General features: G+C 56.1%; 19 protein-coding genes and 5 pseudogenes. 9 read left to right on the forward strand and 15 right to left on the reverse strand.

Translation table 11 applies throughout. The features are described 5' to 3' along the window. Positions 1-25 precede the first annotated feature (25 nt). From EAO82_RS00380 to EAO82_RS20920, 3 genes and pseudogenes are all read left to right on the forward strand, one after another. Entirely contained in the window at positions 26-1,201 is a 1,176-nt protein-coding gene (locus EAO82_RS00380) for an NAD(P)/FAD-dependent oxidoreductase (protein ID WP_096346304.1), read from the forward strand. Between the two features lie 309 nt (positions 1,202-1,510). Continuing rightward, a complete protein-coding gene (tnpB, locus tag EAO82_RS00385) occupies positions 1,511-1,870 on the forward strand; it encodes an IS66 family insertion sequence element accessory protein TnpB (RefSeq protein WP_231703258.1) in 360 nt (119 codons plus the stop codon). Positions 1,871-2,048: 178 nt separating this feature from the next. After that, positions 2,049-2,240, forward strand: a pseudogene (locus EAO82_RS20920) (transposase); the annotation flags it as partial. A 2-nt stretch (positions 2,241-2,242) separates the two neighbouring features. Here the strand turns inward: EAO82_RS20920 and tnpC are convergent. Further along, positions 2,243-3,820, reverse strand: a pseudogene (gene tnpC / locus EAO82_RS00395) (IS66 family transposase). 19 nt (positions 3,821-3,839) lie between these two features. Next, on the reverse strand, positions 3,840-4,067 hold the full coding sequence (gene tnpB, locus EAO82_RS00400) for an IS66 family insertion sequence element accessory protein TnpB (protein WP_153274256.1): 228 nt from the start codon (positions 4,065-4,067) through the stop codon (positions 3,840-3,842). Between the two features lie 99 nt (positions 4,068-4,166). On the opposite strand from tnpB (EAO82_RS00400), the gene EAO82_RS00410 reads away from it, so the two are divergent. Next, positions 4,167-5,302 (forward strand): IS3 family transposase gene (locus EAO82_RS00410; RefSeq protein WP_221412494.1). Its coding sequence is split into 2 segments (ribosomal slippage): positions 4,167-4,407 and positions 4,407-5,302, totalling 1,137 coding nucleotides; the frame shifts between segments, so codons are not numbered across the junction. 28 nt (positions 5,303-5,330) lie between these two features. Next, positions 5,331-5,534: a HupE/UreJ family protein gene (locus EAO82_RS21155; protein ID WP_096347161.1), complete on the forward strand. Its 204-nt coding sequence runs from the start codon at positions 5,331-5,333 to the stop codon at positions 5,532-5,534. Between the two features lie 450 nt (positions 5,535-5,984). Here EAO82_RS21155 and EAO82_RS00420 read toward each other — a convergent pair whose 3' ends face one another. From EAO82_RS00420 to EAO82_RS00430, 3 genes are read right to left on the reverse strand one after another with little or no spacing between them, the layout of a single operon-like run. Further along, on the reverse strand, positions 5,985-7,400 hold the full coding sequence (locus EAO82_RS00420) for an efflux transporter outer membrane subunit (RefSeq protein WP_096347160.1): 1,416 nt from the start codon (positions 7,398-7,400) through the stop codon (positions 5,985-5,987). Beyond that, positions 7,397-10,570 carry an efflux RND transporter permease subunit gene (locus EAO82_RS00425; RefSeq protein WP_153274258.1) on the reverse strand — a complete coding sequence of 1,058 codons (3,174 nt, stop codon included), beginning with the start codon at positions 10,568-10,570 and terminating at the stop codon, positions 7,397-7,399. Before EAO82_RS00425 ends, EAO82_RS00420 begins: the two co-directional genes overlap by 4 nt. 5 nt (positions 10,571-10,575) lie before the next feature. After that, positions 10,576-11,712, reverse strand: a complete 1,137-nt coding sequence (locus EAO82_RS00430) for an efflux RND transporter periplasmic adaptor subunit (RefSeq protein WP_410402950.1) — start codon at positions 11,710-11,712, stop codon at positions 10,576-10,578. A gap of 205 nt (positions 11,713-11,917) precedes the next feature. Between EAO82_RS00430 and EAO82_RS00435 the strand changes: the two genes are divergently transcribed. Next, positions 11,918-12,553 (forward strand): TetR family transcriptional regulator, encoded by a 636-nt coding sequence (locus tag EAO82_RS00435; RefSeq protein ID WP_096347848.1) that lies wholly within the window; start codon positions 11,918-11,920, stop codon positions 12,551-12,553. Positions 12,554-12,597: 44 nt separating this feature from the next. On the opposite strand, the gene EAO82_RS00440 is transcribed toward EAO82_RS00435, so the two are convergent. The 4 genes and pseudogenes from EAO82_RS00440 to EAO82_RS21160 all read right to left on the reverse strand — a co-directional run bounded on the left by EAO82_RS00440 (position 12,598) and on the right by EAO82_RS21160 (position 14,512). Then, complete coding sequence (locus EAO82_RS00440) at positions 12,598-12,864, reverse strand: hypothetical protein (protein ID WP_143520370.1); 267 nt, start codon at positions 12,862-12,864, stop codon at positions 12,598-12,600. Between the two features lie 81 nt (positions 12,865-12,945). Then, a complete protein-coding gene (locus EAO82_RS00445; RefSeq protein ID WP_149331781.1) occupies positions 12,946-13,164 on the reverse strand; it encodes a YgdI/YgdR family lipoprotein in 219 nt (72 codons plus the stop codon). Between the two features lie 125 nt (positions 13,165-13,289). Then, positions 13,290-14,236 (reverse strand): annotated as a pseudogene (locus tag EAO82_RS00450) (integrase core domain-containing protein); the annotation flags it as partial. A gap of 18 nt (positions 14,237-14,254) precedes the next feature. Then, complete coding sequence (locus EAO82_RS21160) at positions 14,255-14,512, reverse strand: transposase (RefSeq protein WP_410402937.1); 258 nt, start codon at positions 14,510-14,512, stop codon at positions 14,255-14,257. 208 nt (positions 14,513-14,720) lie between these two features. On the opposite strand from EAO82_RS21160, the gene EAO82_RS00455 reads away from it, so the two are divergent. Then, a complete protein-coding gene (locus EAO82_RS00455) occupies positions 14,721-15,674 on the forward strand; it encodes a lipid A deacylase LpxR family protein (RefSeq protein WP_231703259.1) in 954 nt (317 codons plus the stop codon). A gap of 115 nt (positions 15,675-15,789) precedes the next feature. On the opposite strand, the gene EAO82_RS00460 is transcribed toward EAO82_RS00455, so the two are convergent. Next, a complete protein-coding gene (locus EAO82_RS00460; protein ID WP_231703260.1) occupies positions 15,790-16,473 on the reverse strand; it encodes an APC family permease in 684 nt (227 codons plus the stop codon). Beyond that, positions 16,401-17,151, reverse strand: a pseudogene (locus EAO82_RS00465) (transposase). Before EAO82_RS00465 ends, EAO82_RS00460 begins: the two are co-directional and overlap by 73 nt. A gap of 329 nt (positions 17,152-17,480) precedes the next feature. Here EAO82_RS00465 and EAO82_RS00470 point away from each other — a divergent pair. Beyond that, positions 17,481-18,051 (forward strand): annotated as a pseudogene (locus EAO82_RS00470) (LysE family translocator). Positions 18,052-18,341: 290 nt separating this feature from the next. On the opposite strand, the gene EAO82_RS00475 reads toward EAO82_RS00470, so the two are convergent. The 3 genes from EAO82_RS00475 to EAO82_RS00485 are packed head-to-tail and all read right to left on the reverse strand — an operon-like array spanning position 18,342 to position 20,201. Continuing rightward, positions 18,342-19,238: an alpha/beta fold hydrolase gene (locus EAO82_RS00475; protein WP_096344939.1), complete on the reverse strand. Its 897-nt coding sequence runs from the start codon at positions 19,236-19,238 to the stop codon at positions 18,342-18,344. After that, entirely contained in the window at positions 19,231-19,719 is a 489-nt protein-coding gene (locus tag EAO82_RS00480) for a PaaI family thioesterase (RefSeq protein ID WP_096344938.1), read from the reverse strand. Before EAO82_RS00480 ends, EAO82_RS00475 begins: the two co-directional genes overlap by 8 nt. Next, on the reverse strand, positions 19,716-20,201 hold the full coding sequence (locus tag EAO82_RS00485) for a PaaI family thioesterase (RefSeq protein ID WP_096344937.1): 486 nt from the start codon (positions 20,199-20,201) through the stop codon (positions 19,716-19,718). The genes EAO82_RS00480 and EAO82_RS00485 overlap by 4 nt, the downstream gene beginning before the upstream one ends. A 154-nt stretch (positions 20,202-20,355) precedes the next feature. Here EAO82_RS00485 and EAO82_RS00490 point away from each other — a divergent pair, with 154 nt between their 5' ends. After that, positions 20,356-20,964, forward strand: coding sequence for a TetR/AcrR family transcriptional regulator (locus tag EAO82_RS00490; RefSeq protein ID WP_096344936.1), 609 nt, complete (start codon positions 20,356-20,358; stop codon positions 20,962-20,964). 158 nt (positions 20,965-21,122) lie between these two features. On the opposite strand, the gene EAO82_RS00495 is transcribed toward EAO82_RS00490, so the two are convergent. Then, a complete protein-coding gene (locus EAO82_RS00495) occupies positions 21,123-22,208 on the reverse strand; it encodes an aldo/keto reductase (RefSeq protein WP_096344935.1) in 1,086 nt (361 codons plus the stop codon). Positions 22,209-22,298 lie beyond the last annotated feature (90 nt).

The following is a 22,298-nucleotide window of genomic DNA, read 5'->3' on the forward strand; positions in this document are numbered from 1 at the left end:
AAAACAAAAGAGGGATCGAGCGAATATGCAAAAAATAGTTATTATTGGCGCTGGAATAGCCAGCCTGACCGCCGCAGAGGCTCTCCGCCAGAATGGATTCGACGGAACGATTACCATTTTGGGCGAGGAAAACACGCTGCCTTACCAGCGTCCCCCGTTGTCCAAAGCCTATTTGACCTCAGATGAGTTGCCGTCGCCAACTCCGATCCGTTCTCCTAATTTCTTTCGGGACAACAAAGTTGAATTTGAACAAGGCAGTAAAGTAATAGCGCTTGAACGATCGGCAAAGCAAGTAGTGATTCAAGGCGGCAGGAAAATTAAATACGACACGCTGATTTTGGCAACAGGAGCGAGGCCACGTCCTATTGATTTACCTGGTGAGAGCGCAAAAAATGTTTTCTATCTCAGGAATCTGGACCACTCCGCCGCATTACGTAATGCCCTGTTAGCTCCGGAATGCAAGAAGGTCGCCGTTCTCGGCGCAGGTGTTATCGGGCTTGAAGTCGCCTCCGCTGCCAACTTACAGGGAAAACAAGTCTCTGTGTTTGAGGCCAACAGTCGAGCGATGTGTCGAGTAGCGTCACCATTAACAAGTAATTTTGTCAGAAACCGCATGGCCTCCGCCGGTGTATTGTTCTACTTTAATGCTAGCGTCAACCAGATTCTCACTGAGGGAGACCGAGTTTCCGGTATCCGTTTGTCCGACGGCACTACCAAACCCGCAGACGTCGTTGTTATCGGTATAGGAGCCATCCCTAACGCCGAACTTGCGCAAGACGCAAACCTGGAATGCGACTATGGTATTATAGTAGACAGCAGCATGCGTAGCTCCGACCCTGACATATTTGCTATCGGAGATTGCGCTAAAGCCGTGAACGTTTCCACCAATACACCCATCCGAATAGAAACTATTCACAATGCCATGCTTCAAGCACAAATTGCGGCGGCTCATATTTGTGGTAAACCTTCTCCGCCTGGCTCTCCTCCTCGTTTTTGGTCAGATCTCAACGGCATGAAAGTCCAGTGTATTGGAATTGCCACTGGATACGACCGAATTCAGCGGCGTCCCACAGAGAGTGACAATGCCTGTGAGTTCTGGCTCTTCTCTGGAGACCGGATGATCGCAGCTGAAACAGTCAATCTTCCCACCCGGCAAGCCAAGCTATCTAAAGCTGTCTCAGGGCCTGAACTCATAGAATAAGTGCAACGATTGAAACGATAGGCAGAGGGCCAACATTACCAGATTGAAGCAGATTTGGCTTCTGGCATGGCATTGTCGGGCATTGTCCAGCAGATTGGTGTTCCTACATCGGAGGTCATTCGGGAGATCTGACGAAACAGCTCTGTAGGCCTTTACAAGGCCGTGCAAGCTGCCGCCAAATGCCATGACAGGCGCGCCAATGCACGCAAGCACTGTAAGCCCAGAGTAAGCGATCCATAAACCCGACCTGGAACCGCCACGCCCACATCGCCAAGCTGGCCTCCCTGATTCCTGCTGGAGGTTTGCCCCATGATGCGGCCTGGCGCTAAAGTGAAGAAAGTCTATCTGTACCCCAAGCCGGTGGATTTCAGAAAATCCATCGACGGCCTTTCAGCCCTGTTCGAGCTGGATATCAAGGCGGCGGTATTTGACCCGGTTCTTTTTGTGTTTCTGAACCGCGCCCGCAACCGGGTGAAAATCCTGTACTGGGAGCGCAACGGTTTCTGTCTCTGGTTGAAGCGATTGGAAGCCGAACGATTCAAAGCGCCACCTGATCCTGGCGACGATGCCATTGAGCTGACCGCCGAAGAATTGAACTGGATGCTGGACGGGTTTGACCTCTGGAGAAACAAGCCTCACAAGGTGTTGAGGCCCCGTTACGTGGCCTGATTTTGGTATAATCCACGGCATGATTTCCATGCCCGACACTCTGCCCAATGATCCGGATTTGCTCAAGCAGTTGCTTTTGCAAATGCAGTCTCGGGTGTCGCTGTTGCAGGAAGAAAACACACTGCTTCGTCAGCGCCTGTTCGGGCGCAAATCCGAGCAGAGTGTTGATCCGCAGTCGCCCCGGCAAACCCCGGCTCGATGGGTCATGCAATGCGGCGATCATCTACAGTCGCTGGTCAATATACTGCGCGACAGGTTACTGGAAAGCCCGGTCATTCACTGTGACGAAACACGCTTGTAGGTACTCAAAGAATCGGACCGAGATCCTGGCAGTCAATCTTCGATGTGGGTGCAGACCGGAGGGCCGCCACATCATCTGTAAGCGATCCATAAACCCCGTATTGCGATGATCGTTGCAGATCGGTAAGCAACCGGGCCGCAGCGCCAGGGCAGTAGTGCTTCGTAATCTTCGGCGGACGCTGCCAGCGGTAGCCGTTCCAGCACGTGGCGCAGCCAGGCATAAGGTTCCTGCCCGTTGGCTTTGGCAGTCTCGATCAGACTGTATATCAGCGCGCTGGCCTGGGCGCCTCGGGGTGTGTCACTGAACAGCCAGTTCTTGCGGCCAATCACGAACGGGCGGATGGCCCGCTCTGCGGAGTTGTTGTCGATGGGCAGGTGACCTGCCTCTGTGTAACGGATCAGTTTCGACCAGTTGCTGGCGAGGTATCCCACCGCTTTACCCAGGGCGCTTTGCGGTGTGACCTGGGGATGGGCTTTATCCAGCCAGGCTTTCAGCTTTTGCAACACGGGCTCGCTCTTGAGCTTGCGTGCTTGCGTGCTTGCGTGCTTGCAGGCGGCTGACTTCGTCGAGCTCTTTGCATTCTCGCTCTATGCCATACAGTTTTTTGATCAGACTCAGTGCCATATCGGCACGACCTGTCTTGCCTTTGGGCTGTGCTTTCTGGGCATCGATGAACTTGCGCCGGGCGTGCGCCCAGCAGCCCAGACGTTCTACGCCGTCCTGCGCAGCAATGGCGTTGTCACCGGCGTAGTCGTCTGTCATCAAATAGCCACGGTAGCCCTCCAGTAGGCGCTGCGGCACTTCCTGGGCACGGCTTGATGTGTACTCAAACAGGATCACCGGATGCGCTGGCGGACCACCGGTCTGTACCCACATCCAGGATTGACTGCCGGGATCGCGATCCGGCTCTTTGAGTACCTACAAGCGTGTTTCGTCACAGTGGATAACCGGGCTTTCCAGCAGCCTGTCGCGCAGTAGATTGACCAGTGGCTGCAGATGAGCGCCACATTGCATGACCCATCGGGCCAGCGTTTGCCGAGGTATCTCAACACCGTGACGTTTGAGTACTTTCTCGAACCGATGCAATGGCAGACCGTCGGCATACTTGGTGGTCAGCAGCATGGCCAGCACGCTGGGGCTGGCCATGCTCTTTTCAATCAACTGAGCGGGCTTGTCAGCGGTTACCGGCGCGCTTTCGCAGACTTTGCAGGCATAGACCTTGCGAATGTGCCGGATGACGCGGATCTGCATCGGGATGATTTCCAGCTGTTCGCTGGTTTCTTCAACGATCGCCTGCTTGCGGCAGCCGCAATCACTGGTCAGCTCGTGCTCTCCCAGCTCATGAACGACTTCGACTCGGGGTAATTCCGCTGGTAGCGGTTTGCGCTTGCCACGCTTTTTAACGGACTCTGGAGCAACGGTTTCTTCGTCTTCTTCAGCCGGTGCTTCAGCGGCAAGGCTTTCGGCTTCGTTGAACATCGCCAGTTGAGGCGACTGCGGATCAACGCTTTGTTCCGACTTGCGACCGAACAGACGTGACGCAGCAGGGTGTTTTCTTCCTGCAACAACGACACCCGAGACTGCATCTGCAAAAGCATCTGCTTGAGCAAATCCGGGTCATTGGGCAGGGTGTCGGGCAAGGAAATCATGCCGTGGATTATACCAAAATCAGGCCACGTAACGGGGCCTCAACACCCTGTGCGGCTTGTTTCTCCAGAGGTCAAACCCGTCCAGCATCCAGTTCAATTCTTCGGCGGTCAGCTCAATGGCATCGTCGCCAGGATCAGGTGGCGCTTTGAATCGTTCGGCTTCCAATCGCTTCAACCAGAGACAGAAACCGTTGCGCTCCCAGTACAGGATTTTCACCCGGTTGCGGGCGCGGTTATCTAGCGTCAACTATCTTGTCCGGTCCAGCGTCAATTAAGTTGGCCGGTTGTGGAATGCCCCGGGTTACCTGGACACTTCTAGCCTATTATTTGAGCATAGGAGGAAGTGATGAGTAACCAGCGATATTCACCCGAATTCAAAGACGAAGCGGTCCGGCAGATCGTCGAGAGGGGTTACCCAGTAGCCGAGGTCTCGGAGCGACTGGGTGTCTCTGCCCACAGCCTTCACAAATGGGTCAAGGCCATCAAGCCAAGTAAATCCGACGAACAGACCTCAGAGCTCAACGACGCAAAGAAGGAAATTCTTAAGCTGCGAGCCCAGCTTCGACGAACTGAGGAGGAGCGAGATATCTTAAAAAAGGCCGCTCGGTACTTCGCAAGCCAACCCGAGTGAAGTACCGATTTGTTGCTGACCACAGTAGCGAGTTTCCGGTGCGCACCATGTGCAACCTGCTTGATATCTCGCGAAGCGGCTACTACGCATGGCGTTTCCGGCCGTTGTCCGACAGAGCTGTCGAAGATGCTCGGCTGCTGCCTTTGATACATGCTTCTTACGGTGCCAGCTTTGGCGTCTATGGCTATCGGCGGATATCAATGGACCTGAAAGAGGCTGGTGAGACGTGCGGTAAGCACAGAGTCCATCGCATCATGAAGACCAATAATATCAAAGCGATACACGGTTATAAAAAGCCAAGAGTTGTGAACGGCCGACCATCGATCCTGGCACCCAATACGCTTAACCGGGAATTTAAGGTGACCACACCAGACACCGCTTGGGTAACCGATATTACTTACATTAGGACCTGGCAAGGGTGGCTATACCTGGCAGTCGTACTGGATCTGTTCTCACGCAGAGTAGTGGGCTGGTCCATGAAACCGACGCTAGCACGCGAGATTGTTCTAGACGCGCTCATGATGGCTGTCTGGCGTCGCAAACCCACTAGCCGAGTGCTGGTTCACTCAGATCAGGGGTCTCAATATGGTAGCGACGACTGGAGACGATTCTGTCATCACCACAACCTTGAACCCAGTATGAGTCGGCGCGGCAATTGTTGGGACAATGCTGTCGCGGAGTCATTTTTTAGTAGTTTGAAAAAAGAGCGCATTAGGAAGCGCATCTACAAAACCAGAGACTTAGCTCGCGCAGATATCTTTGATTACATCGAAGTGTTTTATAATCGAAATCGGCGCCACAACCATCTGGGCGGCTTAAGCCCAGAGGCTTTCGAGGCCGCTTCAGCATGAGGCTTCAACGTGTCCAAAAACCCGGGGCATTCCAGAGGACCGGCTCGGCAAGGCGGGCAAGGACGTCGCGCTGATTGCGACCGCCCTCACGGTAGCACACTCAGTCACCTTGGTCATTTCCACTCTGGGAATCGTAAGGTTGCCTGTCGAATGGGTGGAAACCTTTATCGCGCTGTCTATCGTCGCTGCCGCCGTTAATATCATCTGCCCTTTTCTGGGCCAACGCAGGTAGTTGATGGGCTTCGGTTTCGGTTTCGGTTTTGCCAGCGTGCTGGCGGATTTCATGAGCGATACCTCCTCACGCATGATTGCGCTGGTGAGCTGCAATATAGGTGGAGTTGGCCCAATTAGGGTGATGGCGGTGGTCCCGGTGACTTTTTTGCTGCGCAGGCAATAGTTTTATCAGCGCGTAGTGATGCCGCTCGGCATTGTGATTATTGCACTGAGGGATCGGTTTGGGCCTGGCAGCGGGTGCCGATATAGCGATGGGTGGAAAACCAGAACGCAGGATTGTCAGGCGAGTTGGGGCTCGCTCACAAGGTTGGCGACCCTATCGCCTTTAGCCGGATCTGAAATGGAAATGACGGGAAGCCAGCATCAAGGAAGGGCGTGATCAACCACGTGTTCATAGAGCGTCTTGTTCACGGCAACATCGTGAACAAGACGCCTCCTTGCAAGATTTTTATTCTGGCTGGGCGTCTGCACTCGGCCAGCCACCACCCAGCGCGCGAAACAAATCAACCTCGCTGGTCAGCTGGTTCAACTGGTCGGTGATCAGCTGTTGACGAGCGGTGAACAGCTGGCGCTGCGCATCAAGCAGGATCAGGTAGCTGTCCACGCCAGTGCGGTAGCGGCGTTCGGCGATCTGAAAGTAATCTTCGCTGGCCTCAAGCAGCCGTTGTTGCGCACCCACCTGGTCCACGTAGGTTTCACGTGCGGCGAGGCCGTCGGCCACTTCGCTGAAGGCGACCTGAATGGCCTGTTCATACTCGGCCACCCGCACATCGCGAATCACTTCGGCATAGTTCAGGTTGGCCTGCAGCCGCCCGGCATTGAAAATGGGCAGGCTGATGCTGGGCGAGAAGCTCCAGTATTCCGAGCCACTGTCGAACAGGCCGGATAACTGACTGCTGGCGCTACCGGCATTGGCCGTCAGGCTGATGCTAGGGAAGAACGCTGCCCGCGCCGCGCCGATATTGGCATTGGCTCCACGCAACTGGTACTCGGCCTGGAGAATATCCGGGCGTTGCAGGAGTACGTCGGAGGGCAGACCGACCGGGAGTTCGGCAAGCAGGTCGCTATCCAGTTGCGGCTGTTCGGCAGGCAACACCGGCACCCGTTGGCCAAGCAGCAGGGCCAGCGCGTTGCGATCCTCGGCGACCAGCCGGGTATAGCGCGCCAGGCTGCTGCGCGCGGTTTCCACAGCAGTACGCGCCTGAGTCAGCTCCAGGGAAGAAGCGATGCCGACATCGAAGCTGCGCTGGGTCAGCCGCAGGCTCTCGTCATAGGTTTCCAGGGTCGCCCGGGTTGCGTCGAGGAGCGCCTGGTCCGCCTGCCAGAGCAGGTAGGTATTGGCCACGCTGGCGATCAGGCTGACCTGAACGCTGCGCTGCGCCGCTTCAGTGGCCAGGTACTCCTCTAGAGCCTGTTGCTGCAGGCTGCCAAGACGGCCGAACAGATCCACTTCCCAGGCGACGCCAAGTGTCGCGCTGTACTGGCTGGTGATGCCGCTTTGCGTGGTGCCGTTGAGGTCATCGGGCGTGCGGGTGCGGTTGCCGCCCGCATCAGCACTCAGGCTGGGAAAGCGGTCGGCGCGCTGGATGCGGTAGAGCGCTCGGGTTGCCTCCACGTTCAGGGCGGCCACCCGCAGATCACGATTGTTTTCCAGCGCCACATCAATCAACTGGCGCAGTTGCGCGTCGCGGAAAAAGCTCTGCCATGCCGGCGGCGCAGTCAGTGGTTCGGCTGCGGCGTTTTCATAGGCTTCACCCTCTGGCCATACCTTGGCCACCGGTGAGGCCGGGCGCTCATAATCAGGCATCATAGAGCAGCCGGTCAGCGCCAGGGTCAGCACGCCCCCGATCAAAATGCGCTTCATGGCGAGCCCTCCTTGTTAACTTGCTGTGTGTCTGACTGCGTGCTGGCCTGGTCATTCTCGGCCTTGGCTTTTTTGCCGCCGAACAGCGATGAAATCATTACGAAGAACAGCGGCACCCAGAAGATCGCCAGCACGGTAGCGGTGATCATGCCGCCGATCACGCCGGTACCGATCGCATGCGAGCTACCGGCACCCGCACCGCTGGCCAGCGCCAGGGGCACGACGCCGAGGGTGAAGGCCAGCGAGGTCATGATGATCGGGCGCAGACGCATGCGGCAGGCTTCCACTGCGGCGTCAAACAGGCTCATGCCCTGCTCGTGCAGGTCCTTGGCGAACTCGACGATCAGAATCGCGTTCTTCGCCGTCAGGCCGACGGTGGTCAGCAGTCCTACCTGGAAGAATACGTCATTGGTCAGCCCGCGGCCCAAAGTGGCCATCAGCGCACCAATCACACCCAGCGGCACCACCAGCATCACTACCAGCGGAATTGACCAGCTCTCGTACAGCGCCGCCAGACAGAGGAATACTACCAGCAAGGACAGCGCATAGAGCATCGGCGCCTGATCTCCGGAGATACGCTCTTCGTAGGAAAGACCGGTCCAGGCCACGCCGATACCTTGCGGCAACTTCTGGGCGATCTCTTCTATCGCCGCCATGGCGTCACCGGTGCTGTAACCGGGCGCGGCCTCACCCATGATTTCCATCGCAGCCACACCGTTGTAGCGCGACAGCTTGGGTGAGCCGTAAATCCATTCACCGCTGGCGATGGCATTGAACGGCACCATCTCGCCGCTGCTGTTGCGCACAAACCATTTGCCCAGATCATCAGGGCCCATACGGGCACTGGCCTCGCCTTGCAAATACACGCGCTTGACCCGGCCGCGGTCGATAAAGTCATTGACGTAGCTGGAGCCCCAGGCAATCGATTGGGTACTGTTCACTTCGGCAAGTGACACGCCGAGCACGCGAGCTTTTTCGTCGTCCACGGTCAACTGGTATTGCGGCTCGTCCTCCAGGCCGTTGGGGCGCACAGCCATCAGGGCAGGGTGCTGCGCGGCCATGCCGAGCAGTTGATTGCGCGCCTGCATCAGGGTGTCGTGACCGACCCCGGCATTGTCCTGCAGGAACAGGTTGAAGCCGGTGGCGTTACCCAGCTCCATCACCGCGGGGGGGGCGAAGGCGAAAACCATGGCATCACGATAGGACTTGAACTTAGCCTGGGCGCGCTCGGCCAGCGCAAATACGCTGAGGTCCGGGTCGGCTCGTTCATCCCAGGGCTTGAGGCCGATAAAGGCCAATCCCGAGTTCTGCCCGCGGCCAGCGAAGTTGAAGCCGGTGACGGTAAAGACCGAATTGACCACGTCGCCCTCTTCCTCCAACAGATAATCGCGCATGGTGTCGATGGTCTGCTGGGTACGTTCGGCGGTAGAGCCGGCTGGGGTCTGCACCTGGGCGTAGAGCACCCCCTGATCCTCGTCCGGCAGAAAAGCCGTGGGAATGCGGGTGAAGAGCACGGCCATGACCGCGACGATGACAAGATACAACAACACGTAGGGCGTCTTGCGCTTGAGCATGCTGGCGACGCCACGCTCGTAACGGCCGACGCCGCGATTGAAGGTACGGTTGAACCAGCCGAAGAAACCGCGCTTCTCATGGTGGCCGCCCTTGGGGATCGGCTTGAGCATGGTCGCGCAGAGCGCTGGGGTAAAGATCATTGCCACCAGCACCGAGAGGGTCATCGCAGAGGCAATGGTGATCGCAAATTGGCGATAGATCACCCCGGTGGAGCCACCAAAGAAAGCCATGGGGATAAATACTGCGGACAGCACCAGGCCGATACCCACCAGCGCACCCTGGATCTGATCCATCGACTTGCGCGTCGCTTCCACCGGCGACAGGCCTTCCTCGGCCATCACGCGCTCGACGTTCTCGACCACCACAATGGCGTCATCCACCAGTAGACCGATGGCCAGCACCATAGCAAACATGGTCAGAATGTTGATGGTAAAGCCGAATACCGAAAGCACACCGAAGGTGCCAAGAATCACTACCGGCACCGCCAGCGTCGGAATCAGCGTGGCGCGGAAGTTCTGCAGGAACAGATACATCACCAGGAACACCAGCACCACAGCTTCGAGCAGGGTATGCACCACACCTGTGATCGACGCCGATACAACCGGCGCGGTTTCATAGGGGTATTCGACCTTCATACCGGGCGGGAAGAATGGCTCCAGATCGGCAATGGTCTTTTTTACCGCTGCAGCGGTATCCAGTGCGTTGGCGCCGGTGGCCAGCTTGATTGCCAGGCCGGAGGCGGGCATGCCGTTGAACTGGGCGGAGATATTCGCGTTCTGAGCGCCCAGTTCGACTCGGGCGACATCTTTCAAACGCACTTGCGAGCCGTCCGGATTCGCTTTGAGCAGTATCTCGCGGAACTGCTCGGGGGTTTGCAGGCGGGTTTTGCCGATGATGGTCGCGCTTAACTGTTGCCCGGGCACGGCCGGCAGGCCACCAAACTGGCCGGAGGAAATCTGTACGTTCTGCGCCTGAATCGCGGCGCTGACGTCGGTGGGCGTGAGCTGGAAGTTATTCAGCTTGGCCGGATCCAGCCAGATGCGCATGGCGTATGGCGCACCAAATACCTGGAAGTCGCCCACACCGGTAGTACGCGAGACCGGATCCTGGATATTGGAAGTGATGTAATCGGAGAGGTCATCTCGGCTCATGCTGCCATCGGTGGAGACCACGCCGATGACCATCAAGAAGTTGCGCACCGACTTGGTCACGCGGATGCCCTGTTGTTGGACTTCCTGCGGCAACAGAGGGGTGGCTAGCTGCAGCTTGTTCTGCACCTGTACCTGGGCGATGTCTGGATCCACGCCCTGGTTAAAGGTCACGGTGATTTCCATGCTGCCGTCGGAGTTGCTGTCCGAGCGGATATAGCGCAGGCCATCAATACCGTTGAGTTGCTGCTCGATCACCTGGACTACAGTGTCCTGCACCGTCTGTGCCGACGCGCCGGGGTAGTTGACGGAGATACCCACAGCCGGTGGGGCGATACTCGGGTATTGATTGACTGGCAGGCTCAGCACGGAAAGCCCGCCTGCCAGCATGATCACCAAGGCAATTACCCAGGCGAAGATCGGACGGTCGATGAAGAAACGAGGCATGCTAATTATCCTTCCTGGCCGGCGACGGGCGCTGGCTCGGATACATTACCGGCCGCAACGGTCTTGACTTCATCGCCCGGTTTAACGAACTGCAGGCCTTCAGTGATCAGCCGATCACCGTCATTCAGCCCTTCGCTGATCAGCCAGCGATTGCCCACGGTGCGTTCGGTGCGTACCTCGCGCAGCTCGACGATATTGTCGGCGTTGACCACCAGCGCCGTGGCCTGGCCTCTGGGGGTACGGGTGATCCCTTGTTGCGGCGCCAGAATGGCCTCCGAGCGGGTACCGGCGACCAGTTGCGCGTGCACGAACATACCCGGCAGAAGCATATTGTCCGGGTTGGGGAATACAGCACGCAAGGTCACCGAGCCGGTGCCGGCGTCGACCGATACTTCAGAAAATTCCAGCGTGCCCTGATGCGGGTAAACGCTGCCGTCTTCCATTTGCAGGGTCGCCTGGGCCGCGTTGTCACCGGCCTTCTGCAGGCGACCTTCGTCCAGATCACGGCGCAGCGCTAGCAAGTCGCGGGCGGGCTGGGTCACGTCCACATAGATAGGGTCCAGCTGCTGAATAGTCGCCATTGCCGCGGCCTGGCCGTTGTTCACCAGCGCGCCTTCGCTGACCGCCGAGCGGCCGATACGCCCATCGATGGGCGCTCTGACCTGGGTATAACGCAAATCGATCTCGGCACGCTCCAGCGCGGCCTGGGTTTGCAGGCTGCTGGCGCGGGCTTCATCATACTCTTGGCGGCTCACGGCTTGATCTTCGATCAATTGCTCGTAACGGTCGCTGAGTGCTTTGCTGGACAAGTGGGCGGCTTTTGCGCTGTTCAGAGCGGAGCGGTAGACCGACGCATCGATCTGGTACAGCTGCTCACCAGCCTTTACTTCGCTGCCTTCTTCAAACAGACGCTTCTGGATGATGCCGTCTACCTGGGGGCGCACTTCGGCCATGCGAAAGGCCGCCGTTCGGCCCGGCAGATCGGTGGTTAGTTCAAATGGCTCTGCTGCGAGGACCACGATGCCTACTTCAACAGCCTGTTTTGATCCCGCCTGAGCGGAGATAGGCTTATTTTGCTGCCCGCAGGCGCTTAGCAGACCGAGTAGGACTACCAAGGGAAGGAGTCCGACCTTCACAGGAATAGGGATAAGCATGAAAAATCCTCATTAAGGATGCAACGCAGAGTTTTATGGTTCAGCAAGGATAGATATGACCGATTGGCTAACAATATACCTACACTCATGGATGTTTGTAAATACTCGATACCTTTGGTAACATTATTTATTGGCGTGTAAAAGCTTTTAAACAGGCTGTATGGGTTTAGACGATGAGCGGATGATAGAGCATATGGTTAGGCGGACAAAAGAAGCGGCGCAGGTGACCTACAGCCAGATACTCTCGGCAGCAGAGCTGTGTTTCTGTCGCAAAGGTATTTCACGCACTTCTTTGGCCGAGATTGCTATTGCCGCCGGAGTGACAAGGGGCGCTATCTACTGGCACTTTCAGGACAAATCCGAGCTGGTGGGGGCGCTGCTTGAGCGCGTTAATATACCTCTGCAACCGCTTAGTGAAGCCAGCCGCAACTCCAATGAGCCCGATCCGCTGGGGTGTCTGCGCGATTTACTGGTAACCATTTTTCGCCGCGTATCCACTGATCCGGAAGTGCGACGGGTCAGCGAGATTCTTTTTCACAAATGCGAATACACTGAAGACCTAGGAAATTTGCGCCAATGGATGCAAGCGTTTCGTCGAGAATATAATCACAACATAGAACTAAGCTTGAGTAACGCGGTCGCTAAAGGGCAATTACCTGAAGATCTGGATCTGGCGGTGTCCAGCCGCTGTGTACACGCTTTTATCACCGGTGTGCTGGATCAATGGCTGTTGGTACCAGAGGGGCTTGATCTGGAGGCGAAGGCGGAAACCTTGGCTGACGGGATTCTGGATATGTTACGCCTGAGCCCGGCACTGCGAACGGCCTGACTTTTCAGGACCGCCGGTTAAACAGCCGGTGGTGTACCGCATTTCTATGGGGTGCAGATAGGCAGCCATCGCATAATCAGCTCCAGGTGCAGTACCCTTTCCCTGTACTCGTTGTTCTCCTGCAGCGGCTGCAGCGCGCCGACTGGAATGTTGTACAGCATAAAGCTGATGGTCTTGAGCAACGGGCCAGTCAACCGCCAGCGGGTGCGGCCGCATCGCCCCCATGATATCTGGCCGAGCCTCACTCCTGTAACCACGGGCACTCCAAGCCCCGTCATTCCGCGCAGGCGGGAATCCATTTTAACTTTCATGTTGCTGCCATTTTCTAAACCGCAAAGAACAAAAAAACCGCCGGCCACTGAGTGGGCGGCGGTTGAGAAAGCTGGCGAAACTCAGCGCTCCTTGATTTCCTTGACGTCAGATTGTGGGATCTGATTTTCCCGGCCTTCTTCATCTTCGTACATGATCATGCCGGTGTCTTCGTCGATCTCGGGCTTGTCCTGGCTATCGATCATGCGGCCATCGTTGGTGCTGATTACATAATCGCTGGCACAACCAACCAGAGTCAGCATGCCCAGAGCGCAAATACTCGCCAGAATGGATTTCTTCATATCGTGTTCTCTCACATTAGGTTGTTCCAAATTGTCAGAATTATTGACCAAAGAGATTTTAAAACGTTCAATCGAATTGCTCTCTAGCTGTGTTCGTCAACGTAGTTGTCGCGTAGACCATTCATTTACGCAGCTTCCTTCTGCGCTACTTCAAGCCTCTCAGGGTTCAGTGCTACATCCCCAATAGGCTGCCAGTTTCTTGTGTGTTGTGCCCAGCGCTCCTGGCTTTCAGCATAGGCCCGTTTATACACTTCGTGTCGCTTTGCCAGAACGGCAACATCCAAGCCCTGATCCACCTGTGCAGGCGTCACGAAGCGGATCCGGCTATGCCGATGCTCGGTGTTGTACCAGCGCAGTAAGTCTCTAACCCAGGCCCTAGACCTCATCCAAGTTCCCAAACCCGTTCTTGGGCCATTGAGGGCAGTATTTCAAGGTTCGAAACAGCGACGCCGAGAAGACGCTATCATTGCTCACACGTGGCCTGCCGCGCGAAGGCGTCACACCCAGATCGTTCATCTTGCTCAACAAGGTGACAGACTTCATCGGTGCGCCGTTATCGGAGTGCAGTACCAGCGGCTGGCCCAGGCATTTCTCGCTGAGGATGCAACTCCTTGCTGTTACACAGCTCCAGGATCGTCTGACGCTCAACTTCGGTTAGCGCGTTGGCCGGTGTGGAGCGTAGTGCAGTAACCCGACCGTCGGTCTTCATGGTGTCCACCTCAGCCCTGCGCTGGAAGGTGCGCAGGCTAATAATGCCTAGCTCGTCACATGCGCGTCGCTTACGAGCGCCGCTGGTAATGGCATCGGTGTGCCACTCGACATAGGTCTGCCTGACTGGCAACGAGATCAACTGTCCTCACTGTCGTCGCCCCAGCTTTTTTCGCAGCACCAGCAGGGCTGCGGCTTCTGCCAGCGCCTTCTCCTTGAGATTGAGTTCACGCTCCAATTGCCGGATGCGTTTCTTGTCGGCCTTTGCCTGCTCGCGGTCAGACTGGGTTAGTGCTTTGGCACTGTGCTGGCCGCTCAAGCAGGCCGTCTTCCAGGCTTTAACCTGCTGAGGATAAAAGCCCTTTGCAGCGCCAGTATTCGCTCAGTTCAATTCTGAGAGAGGCGCGGTTTCGATAACGACTGCCAATTTGGCTTCTGCCGACCAGTTGTCAGTCAGCTTTAGGTCTCCGGGCACAGCAGCTCCTCCAGCCTTGGCTTGTTTGCGCCAATTATATAGCGTCTGCTCGGACATGCCTTCCTGCTGGGCCAGCTCGGCCACCGACAGGTTGTGCGGCGGTAATAGCTTTCTCAATAACGCTTCTTTGCTCTCAGGTGCGTAACTCGGCATTGCGTGACTCATACCGTCCCCGGGATTTGATTTAGATAAAACCGATCAGGCGACAACTACCCTGACACCGGGGCCAGTGGCGAAGGATTAGAGCAGATGAGTTGTTTTTCGCAGTAATAGAACTATTTGTCTATTGTGCAATCTAGTGATTTGAATCCATCTTGAAGGGCTTATCCATTCCATGAAAATTTTAGAATTGTTGATTGTTGGTTTAGGTCTGATGAGTAGTATTCTTTGTCTGCCAGGCATCGCTAGTGCCGCTGATGCGGTACTGGCGGTTAAAGTCGAAAATGACATAATCGCTGCCGACAGCGATGGTCATTACTCCAACGGCATTGAAGTTGCTTACTCGTTCGTGCCGGATAAAGCGCACTGGACCCGGGCCATGACCGAGGGCCTGGGGTGGTCTGCCGCCAACCTGGATGTGGCCAGCTATCGCTTCGGCCATCAGATTTACACCCCCGATGACATCGAAATAGCGGCATTGATAGAAAACGATCGCCCTTATGCGGGCCTGGCCTATGCCGGCCTGTCGATCTTCCAATCCCGGGACCAGGGGCAATGGCGCGATAGTCGCGCCTGGCACATGGATCTGGGGCTGGTCGGTCCGGGTGCCGGAGGCGAGCGATTCCAGCGCGCGGTACACCGTGCCACCAGCAGTGATGAGCCCAAAGGTTGGGATAATCAGCTTGAGAATGAACCCTTTTTTAACATGGCCTACGGGCAGCGTTGGTGGCGGCAGTCCCAGCTGGGACCTTTGGAGCTTGAATACGGGCCCGCACTGGGGGCGGCGGTCGGCAATCTTTACACCTATGCTTCCAGCGGCCTTGGTTTGCGCTTTGGCAAAGGGCTGGCACGCAGCTTGGGGTTACCGTCTATCAACCCGGGCTATGGTAGCGGTGCCTACTTCGAGCCAGGTCAATCGTTCGCCTGGTTCGGCTACGTCAATCTGGATGGCCGTTACATGGCTCATAACATGCTGCTGGACGGAAACACCTTCAGCAACAGCCATTCCGTAGACCGGGAGCAATGGGTTGGAGATCTGCAAGCGGGTATCGCGCTGACCTGGGAGCGCTGGCAAGTGAGCTTTGCCAGTGTGTGGCGCACCCGGGAGTTCAAGGGCCAGACTGAACCCGATCAATTTGGGTCGCTGGTGGTGGCGCGGGCGTTTTGACCAGAGTCTGTACGCTGCGCCATATCCGCAGCGTACAGAAGACTCAGTTCTGCTGGCCTGCCAGTTCAAAGATCTTACCTTTCCAGCTCTCTACGCATCGCTGCATCAGAGTAAACTACACCATAGCGCTTGCGCGACCAGGCATACATGCCCAGACCGAGCAGTATCCAGCCGGCAAACACCATCCATTCCCATTCACTGGGGTTTTGTATTCGGGGTGCAGTTTGGCCAGAAACGCCGGGGGCATGCCCGAATGCGCCAGGGCATAAATGGCTCTGAAGCCGCCGATATAAAACGCATTGCTGCTGGTGATGATCCCGGCAATCCCGGCAAATACCATCAGTTTACCGGCCCAGGGCGCGTTGAATACCGCTTGCATTGCATCCGGCACAGCCAATGAACTCTGCGCCATCGCCACCGGCGTCAGCATCATCGAGGTACCGTAAATGATCAGCGCATACCAGAACACCGCCATCAGCACCGATAACATCAGCACTCGGCCAATCTCGCGAAAAGGCAGATTGACTTCTTCCACCGCCTGAAGAATCACGTCAAAGCCGACGAACATGAAGGGCAACATGATCATCACCATCATGATGCCGAAGATTACGCCGTTCTCGACACTGAACAGCGGCTCCATAGTAACGGTATCGCCGGTGAACATCGCGCCGGTAATGAACATGATGCCGACGCCCAGAATGGTAATCCCCCCATATTTAGCGGGATTCAGAGGTAGAATGAGGCCATCATGGTCAACTTCTGTCGCGGCGTGATGCCGTCCAAGGCCATATTTGGCCATTCGTTATTGGATGTCCATAACCAACTCGTCGCGAAGCCCTGGACCTGTTCAATGGGATCGAACAGATAATGCGACAGCCAGTCATAACGGACGGTTCGGTAGTAGCGCTCAATCTAGGCATTCTGTTGCGGTTTCCAAGCTCGATGAAAACTGATGCTAATGCCACGTTTCTCCGCCCACTTTGCCAGCTTTCCACTGATGTATTCAGGGCCATTGTAGTAGCGGATCTGGGCTGGCTTAACACGCCATTCAATGATCTGGTTCAAGGCTCTGATAACCCGCTTGGCCGGCGGTGACAAATCAACCTCAATCTCGAGCCCTTCACGGTTGAAGTCATCGAGCACATTGATCAGGCGATAGCTACGCCCATCGCTGAGTTGGTCATGCATGAAGTCCATGGACCAACACCCGTTGATCGCAGTAGGTACCGCCATGGTTCAGGTTTCTCACGTACCAGCGCTCCTCGGCATACATTTTCTTCAGCCGACGGTTTTCGTCTTCAAGCTCTTTGAGCCTGGCCATCATGGATGCATCCGGGCCGCCGAGCTTGGAGCGATACTTGTAAAAGGTTGCACTGCTAAATTCATGCTCGCGGCAAAGCTCAGGAACCAGCACACCGTTCTCGGCTTGCTTCAGGATTGCCAGAATCTGGCTGTCGGTAAAACGTGATGTTTTCATGCAGAGTCTCCCTGCAAATAGCTTACGGAAAATTCTACTTCTGATCACCGCTGTTTTTCGTGGGGATTACCGAAGGTCACACCGCACATTCTCATGGGGGCTGAGTATAGGTCTTGCTTTGGTCAAACAGTTGATAGAATTACATGGTGGCAGTATTGAAGCCTCGAGCGACGGCCCGAACATGGGCAGTGCGTTAACTCTGAAGATGCCCAACGTATTGATCCGAGACGGCCAGACTCTCAGCTCTAGTGCTGTGCTTGGCTGAAGAAAGGGGCTGATGGGTAAACCGGCGGCCTTTATATGATCAACCCTTGGAGCACCACTGGGCCATGGCATTTGAAACCTGGTTAATCTATCTGCTGGCGGCTATTGGCTTGTCCTTGTCGCCCGGCCCAAACGGTTTGCTGGCGCTGACGCATGGCGCGCTGCATGGCCGCCGCATGACGCTCTATACCATTCTCGGCAGTTGCATTGGTTTTATCATCGTCATTGCCCTGTCGATGTTCGGGATTGGTGCTCTGCTTAACGCATTCCCTGGCTTGGCTCGGAATACAGGTCTGGCGCTCACCGCCCATAGGTATAACCGACCACACCGCAGCAGCATCAAGATTTCCAGGTTCGCTGTTTCGCTAGGGAGCTCTGGCGGCCATTAGTATCCGTAAGGTCATTCTGTTTTTTGCCGCCTTTCTGCCGCAGTTCATCGATCCGTCTCGCAGCCTGCTGGCTCAGTTTGTCGTCCTGGCGGGCACTTTCGCCATCGTCGAATGCAGCATCGAACTGGTCGTAGCCAGCCTGGCCAATCGCATCAGCAAGTGGCTTGCCAAGGTGGGACGTCGTATCAATCAAGGTTGTGGTGCTGCGTTTATTGCCATTGGCGTCGCGCTGCCGTTGCGGTCGTAGGTCAGCGCAAGGCTGAGCAGTTGGTGCATTGCTTTGGCGGGTTCCCGCATCACGTCTGAGCAGACAAATTGTATTAGATTGCCTGAACCTTATGTGAACCACAGAGTAGTTATTAGGTAATGCTTCGCTCGTTATCTCCCGACCATTAGTGGTCACGTATGAGGATACTTCCATGCATAATCCAGACGCCAACAGCGCAAGCAATCCGGTCCCCAGCAAAGATCAGGATCAAGCCAGAACCGAGAAGAAAAAGAGTGAAGTGCATAAAGGCGAATTACTGGATCTCAGAGTCAGACCTTGTCCCTCTCAATAATTGGCTGGAGGATATTACGGATTGCCTCAGATCGTTCCATAGGCAAAAAATGGGTCGTGCCTGCAAGAACGTTTACTTCAGCCGAAGGCAGCAAATTTTGCAGGCGCTTTCGTGCCTTTTGCGAGAACGTAGATGCTCGCTCTGCGGCCAGCGCAATCACCGGGCACCGTAGCTGGCGAATCGCCGGCCAGGGATTGTGTTCAGTATGGGCAAAAGTGTTGCTTTCCCACTCCGGGCTGCATGCCAACTGAACTTGATCGCCTTGCGATACGAATGCGTATTGAACGTAGGCTTCCAGCCAAGCTTCGGGCCAGGTCTTGAAACCACCGCGGCCGCGATAATTGTCCAGCGCAGCAGCGTGCGAATCGAATAGTCTGCGCCGACGTGCTGCTCCGGCGGCTAGTGATAATCGGCTTGACTGGCGGAACAGCTTGGCCAGCCACAATTTCAGGCCTTGTCCCGGATCCATGATCACGGGTTCGGCCAGAATCAGGCCGAGCACTTTGTCTGGCCGTCGGGCAGCAGCCATGATACTGGCAGTGGCACCGATGGAATGGCCCGCAAGCCAGACCGGCTCATCCAGGCTTTCCAGCAGAGCGGTCATGTCCCGATAGTAGGTTTCCCAACCCCGGAACGTGGAAACGTTCGCTGCGCTAGCGCTGGTCCCGTGCCCCCGCATATCCCAGGCCAGGACATTAGAGACAGTGGCAAGGTCGTCAAGCAGCGGCTGGTACAAGCGGCCATGGAAGCCTGTGGCATGCGCCCAGTGCAGCGTGGGGCGCCCCTTGGATTGCGGCCAGCGCCAAAGTGAAATTTCCTGACCGTCCGGGGCTGTGAATTTGCCGCGTTCGAGGTTGTTGTGCTTATTATTCATGAGCGCCTGATTGTTTGACGTCCATGGTGGGAAGCAGCAATTGAACCCTTCCACTGGCAATCGGTGTTGTCCTGTCGCCCTGCCAACAGGTCACTTGAACCAGGCTGATGCGCCTGCCCTGCCGGACAATTTCGGCGCTAGCGAAAGTCGAGCGTGCCTGCGCCGAGAGAAGGTAATTAATATTACTGTCGAGAACGCGTGGACAACGTTTCTCTTTATCATGGCTTTGCGCAGCCAGTCGGGCGGATAGTTCTATCAGCGCCCCCAGAACTCCGCCATGGAGAGCAGGCAGCATGAAGTTGCCGATCAGGGCCTCACGATAAGGTAGATGAACCACTAAATCTGTCTCGTCCGATTGGACTTCAAGCCCAAGGTGCTGTGCATAGGGAATACTCACCAGCAGCGTCTGCCAGATGTAAAATAAGCTGCTGATTTCGCTAGGTCCTGAGATTTGGTGTAAGGAGTCGGAGGTAATGCTCATGTTTGCTCCTTTTCTCGACTACCTGACGAAAATCGTTGATTACGGCTGTTGTGTATGAACGTGGCGGTTGCCGTCGCTAACAGCTCGCTATCAGCCTCGCAGCGTATGTCGCAACGGATGAATGCGACCTCGTTCGTTAAATGAAGACAGGTGGCCACCGCTAACAGCGCATGCTCGCTACTCGCCGCTCGCAAATAATCCATGCGCAAATCCAGGGTGGCAATGGGAGTTAACTCGAGGGCCCCCGCGAATACCGCCAACCCTCCGGCGGAATCTGCGAGTGAGTACAGGACGCTGGTGCAGATTTCGTCAGTGCTGGCGGCTGCGAGCATCCACGGCTTAGGAACAAGGCGCATACAGACCTTGCCGTGATCTATGGAGATAACCTGCATGCCCAGATCTTTGCCATGAGGAACCTTTTCGGTGAACTGCCACGCCATTTTCTCTGCGTAACCGCGCTGAACTTCTTTTGACTCAGTCATCAGGTGTCTCTAGCCTTGTTATGCATTTCGCGCAGGGGCACGAATAACTGAAGGTGGCTGTTCTTATACGACGTCGCATGTCATTTTCGTCCATAATCGTTATGATTTAATCTTGGTTGGTTCGCCAACTAAAAGTCAAGGAGATATTGAGGCTATGGTTTACGGACAGGTTCCACCTGCAGGCAAGGGCGGCAATCAGGGCAACCTATTGTCTAACGCCGCCCGGCTTTTTCGTGAGAAAGGATTTGAAAGGACCTCGCTCAAGGAGATCGCCGAGGCCTGCAATATGCTACCGGGGAGTCTGTACTATCGTTACAGCACCAAGGAAGCGCTCCTTGTCGAGCTGATGCGTCGGGGGGTCGACCTGGTTACCGCAGAAGTGGAAATCGCATACGCCTGCTCGGCTGATCCGGTTGAGAAATTGCGTCTTTGTATCAATGCGCATCTGCGTGCGCTGTTGGTCGACTCGGACGCGGTTTACGTCTTGCTGTTTGAATGGCGAGCGCTGGGCCCGGAGGCTCGAGAGGAAGTTATCGACCTGCGAGACCAATATGAATCCCTTTGGGCCAGTATCATCGAGACGATGATTGCACAAGGCGTGGTCCGAAAGAATGTTGACGGCCGCTTGCTTCGTCTGATCGGTCTTGGGGCACTCAACTGGGTCGCCACCTGGTTCGACCCGAAGGGGGCTCACTCACTTGACGCCATTGGCGATTTTATCTGGCAGATCGCAATTGAGGGTGTGATAAATAAAGATGCCTAACCTGTCGCGGTGCAGATGGATAACGCTAGAGCGCAAGCGTTGAGCTCTTGTTTCGGCAGCCGAGGGCTTGTCACCTCCCGACGCGCGGGCGATTGACCAGCAAATCGTTTTGGAGAATGTCGTCCCAAGACCTCGTTATTCCGTCTCGGCGCCAGCGATCACGTTTCCGTCGAATCCCGATACCCCGCCATCATTTTCATCATCCAACCCGGATACTCCTCGGGCAGGCGGCTTACTTCGCTCAGGGCGGCGAGCTCGTCGTCCGACAGGCGCACTTGAGTCGCCCTGATGTTTTCCTTGAGCTGGCCGGGCCGTCTGGCGCCAACAATAATGCTCGTGACAGGCTTTTGGTGAAGCAGCCATGACAGGGCTATTTGGGCCACATTGATCGGCTTGCCGTCGATCAGCTTGCCGTCGGCAATCTCCCGCATGACCCTGATGACTTCGCTGCCCCGCTCACGGTTGACGGGCGGAAAGTCAAACTTGGCACGCCGGTTTTCCTCGGACACGTCCGGTCCCTCGTATTTGCCAGAGAGATACCCGCCTGCCAGCGGACTCCAAACCATTAGCCCGACCTTCTCGGATTCCAGCATCGGAATGATGTCCCGCTCCAGGTCGCGACCCACGAGGGTGTAATAGGCCTGCATGGATATAATCGGGCACAGATGGCGGGCCCGCGTAATGTCGATGGCTTTCATCACCTGCCAGGCGGCCCAATTGGATAGACCAACATAACGCACATGGCCATGCCGCACCAAGGTGTTGAGTGCCTCCAGGGTTTCCTCGATCGGCGTGGCCGGGTCAAAACCGTGGATCTGGTACAGGTCGATATAGTCCGTTTGCAGGCGCTCCAGGCTCGCTTTGCATTCACTTATAATATGACCACGGGAAGCGCCACGGGCATTGGGGCCATCCCCCATAGGGCCAAGCACCTTGGTGGCCAACACCACGTCTTCGCGGCAAACGCCGAGATTCTTCAAGGACTGGCCGACCATGCGCTCACTGGCGCCGAAACCATAAATGTTGGCGGTATCGATAAAGTTGATCCCCGCCTCCAGCGCGATCTTGACCAATACGTCGGCCTCTTCCTGCTGTAACTGGCCGATCAGACCCCAGATGTCCTCATCGCCGCCGAACGTCATGGTGCCCAGGCAAAGCTCGGACACCAAAAGGCCCGAGTTGCCGAGCGCTTTGTAGCGTAAACGGTTATCTTCATGGAATCGCGGCAGGCTGTCTGTTGCCATATTGCACCTCGTCATGGTTCTGGGTTGTTAATGCAGAACGTAATGAAAATATCGCTGGTTTGCGGTCTGCGGTTTGGTTTTTCGCGCCTT

The sequence above is a fragment of the Halopseudomonas pelagia genome (assembly GCF_009497895.1).
Classification (GTDB): Bacteria; Pseudomonadota; Gammaproteobacteria; order Pseudomonadales; family Pseudomonadaceae; genus Halopseudomonas; species Halopseudomonas pelagia_A.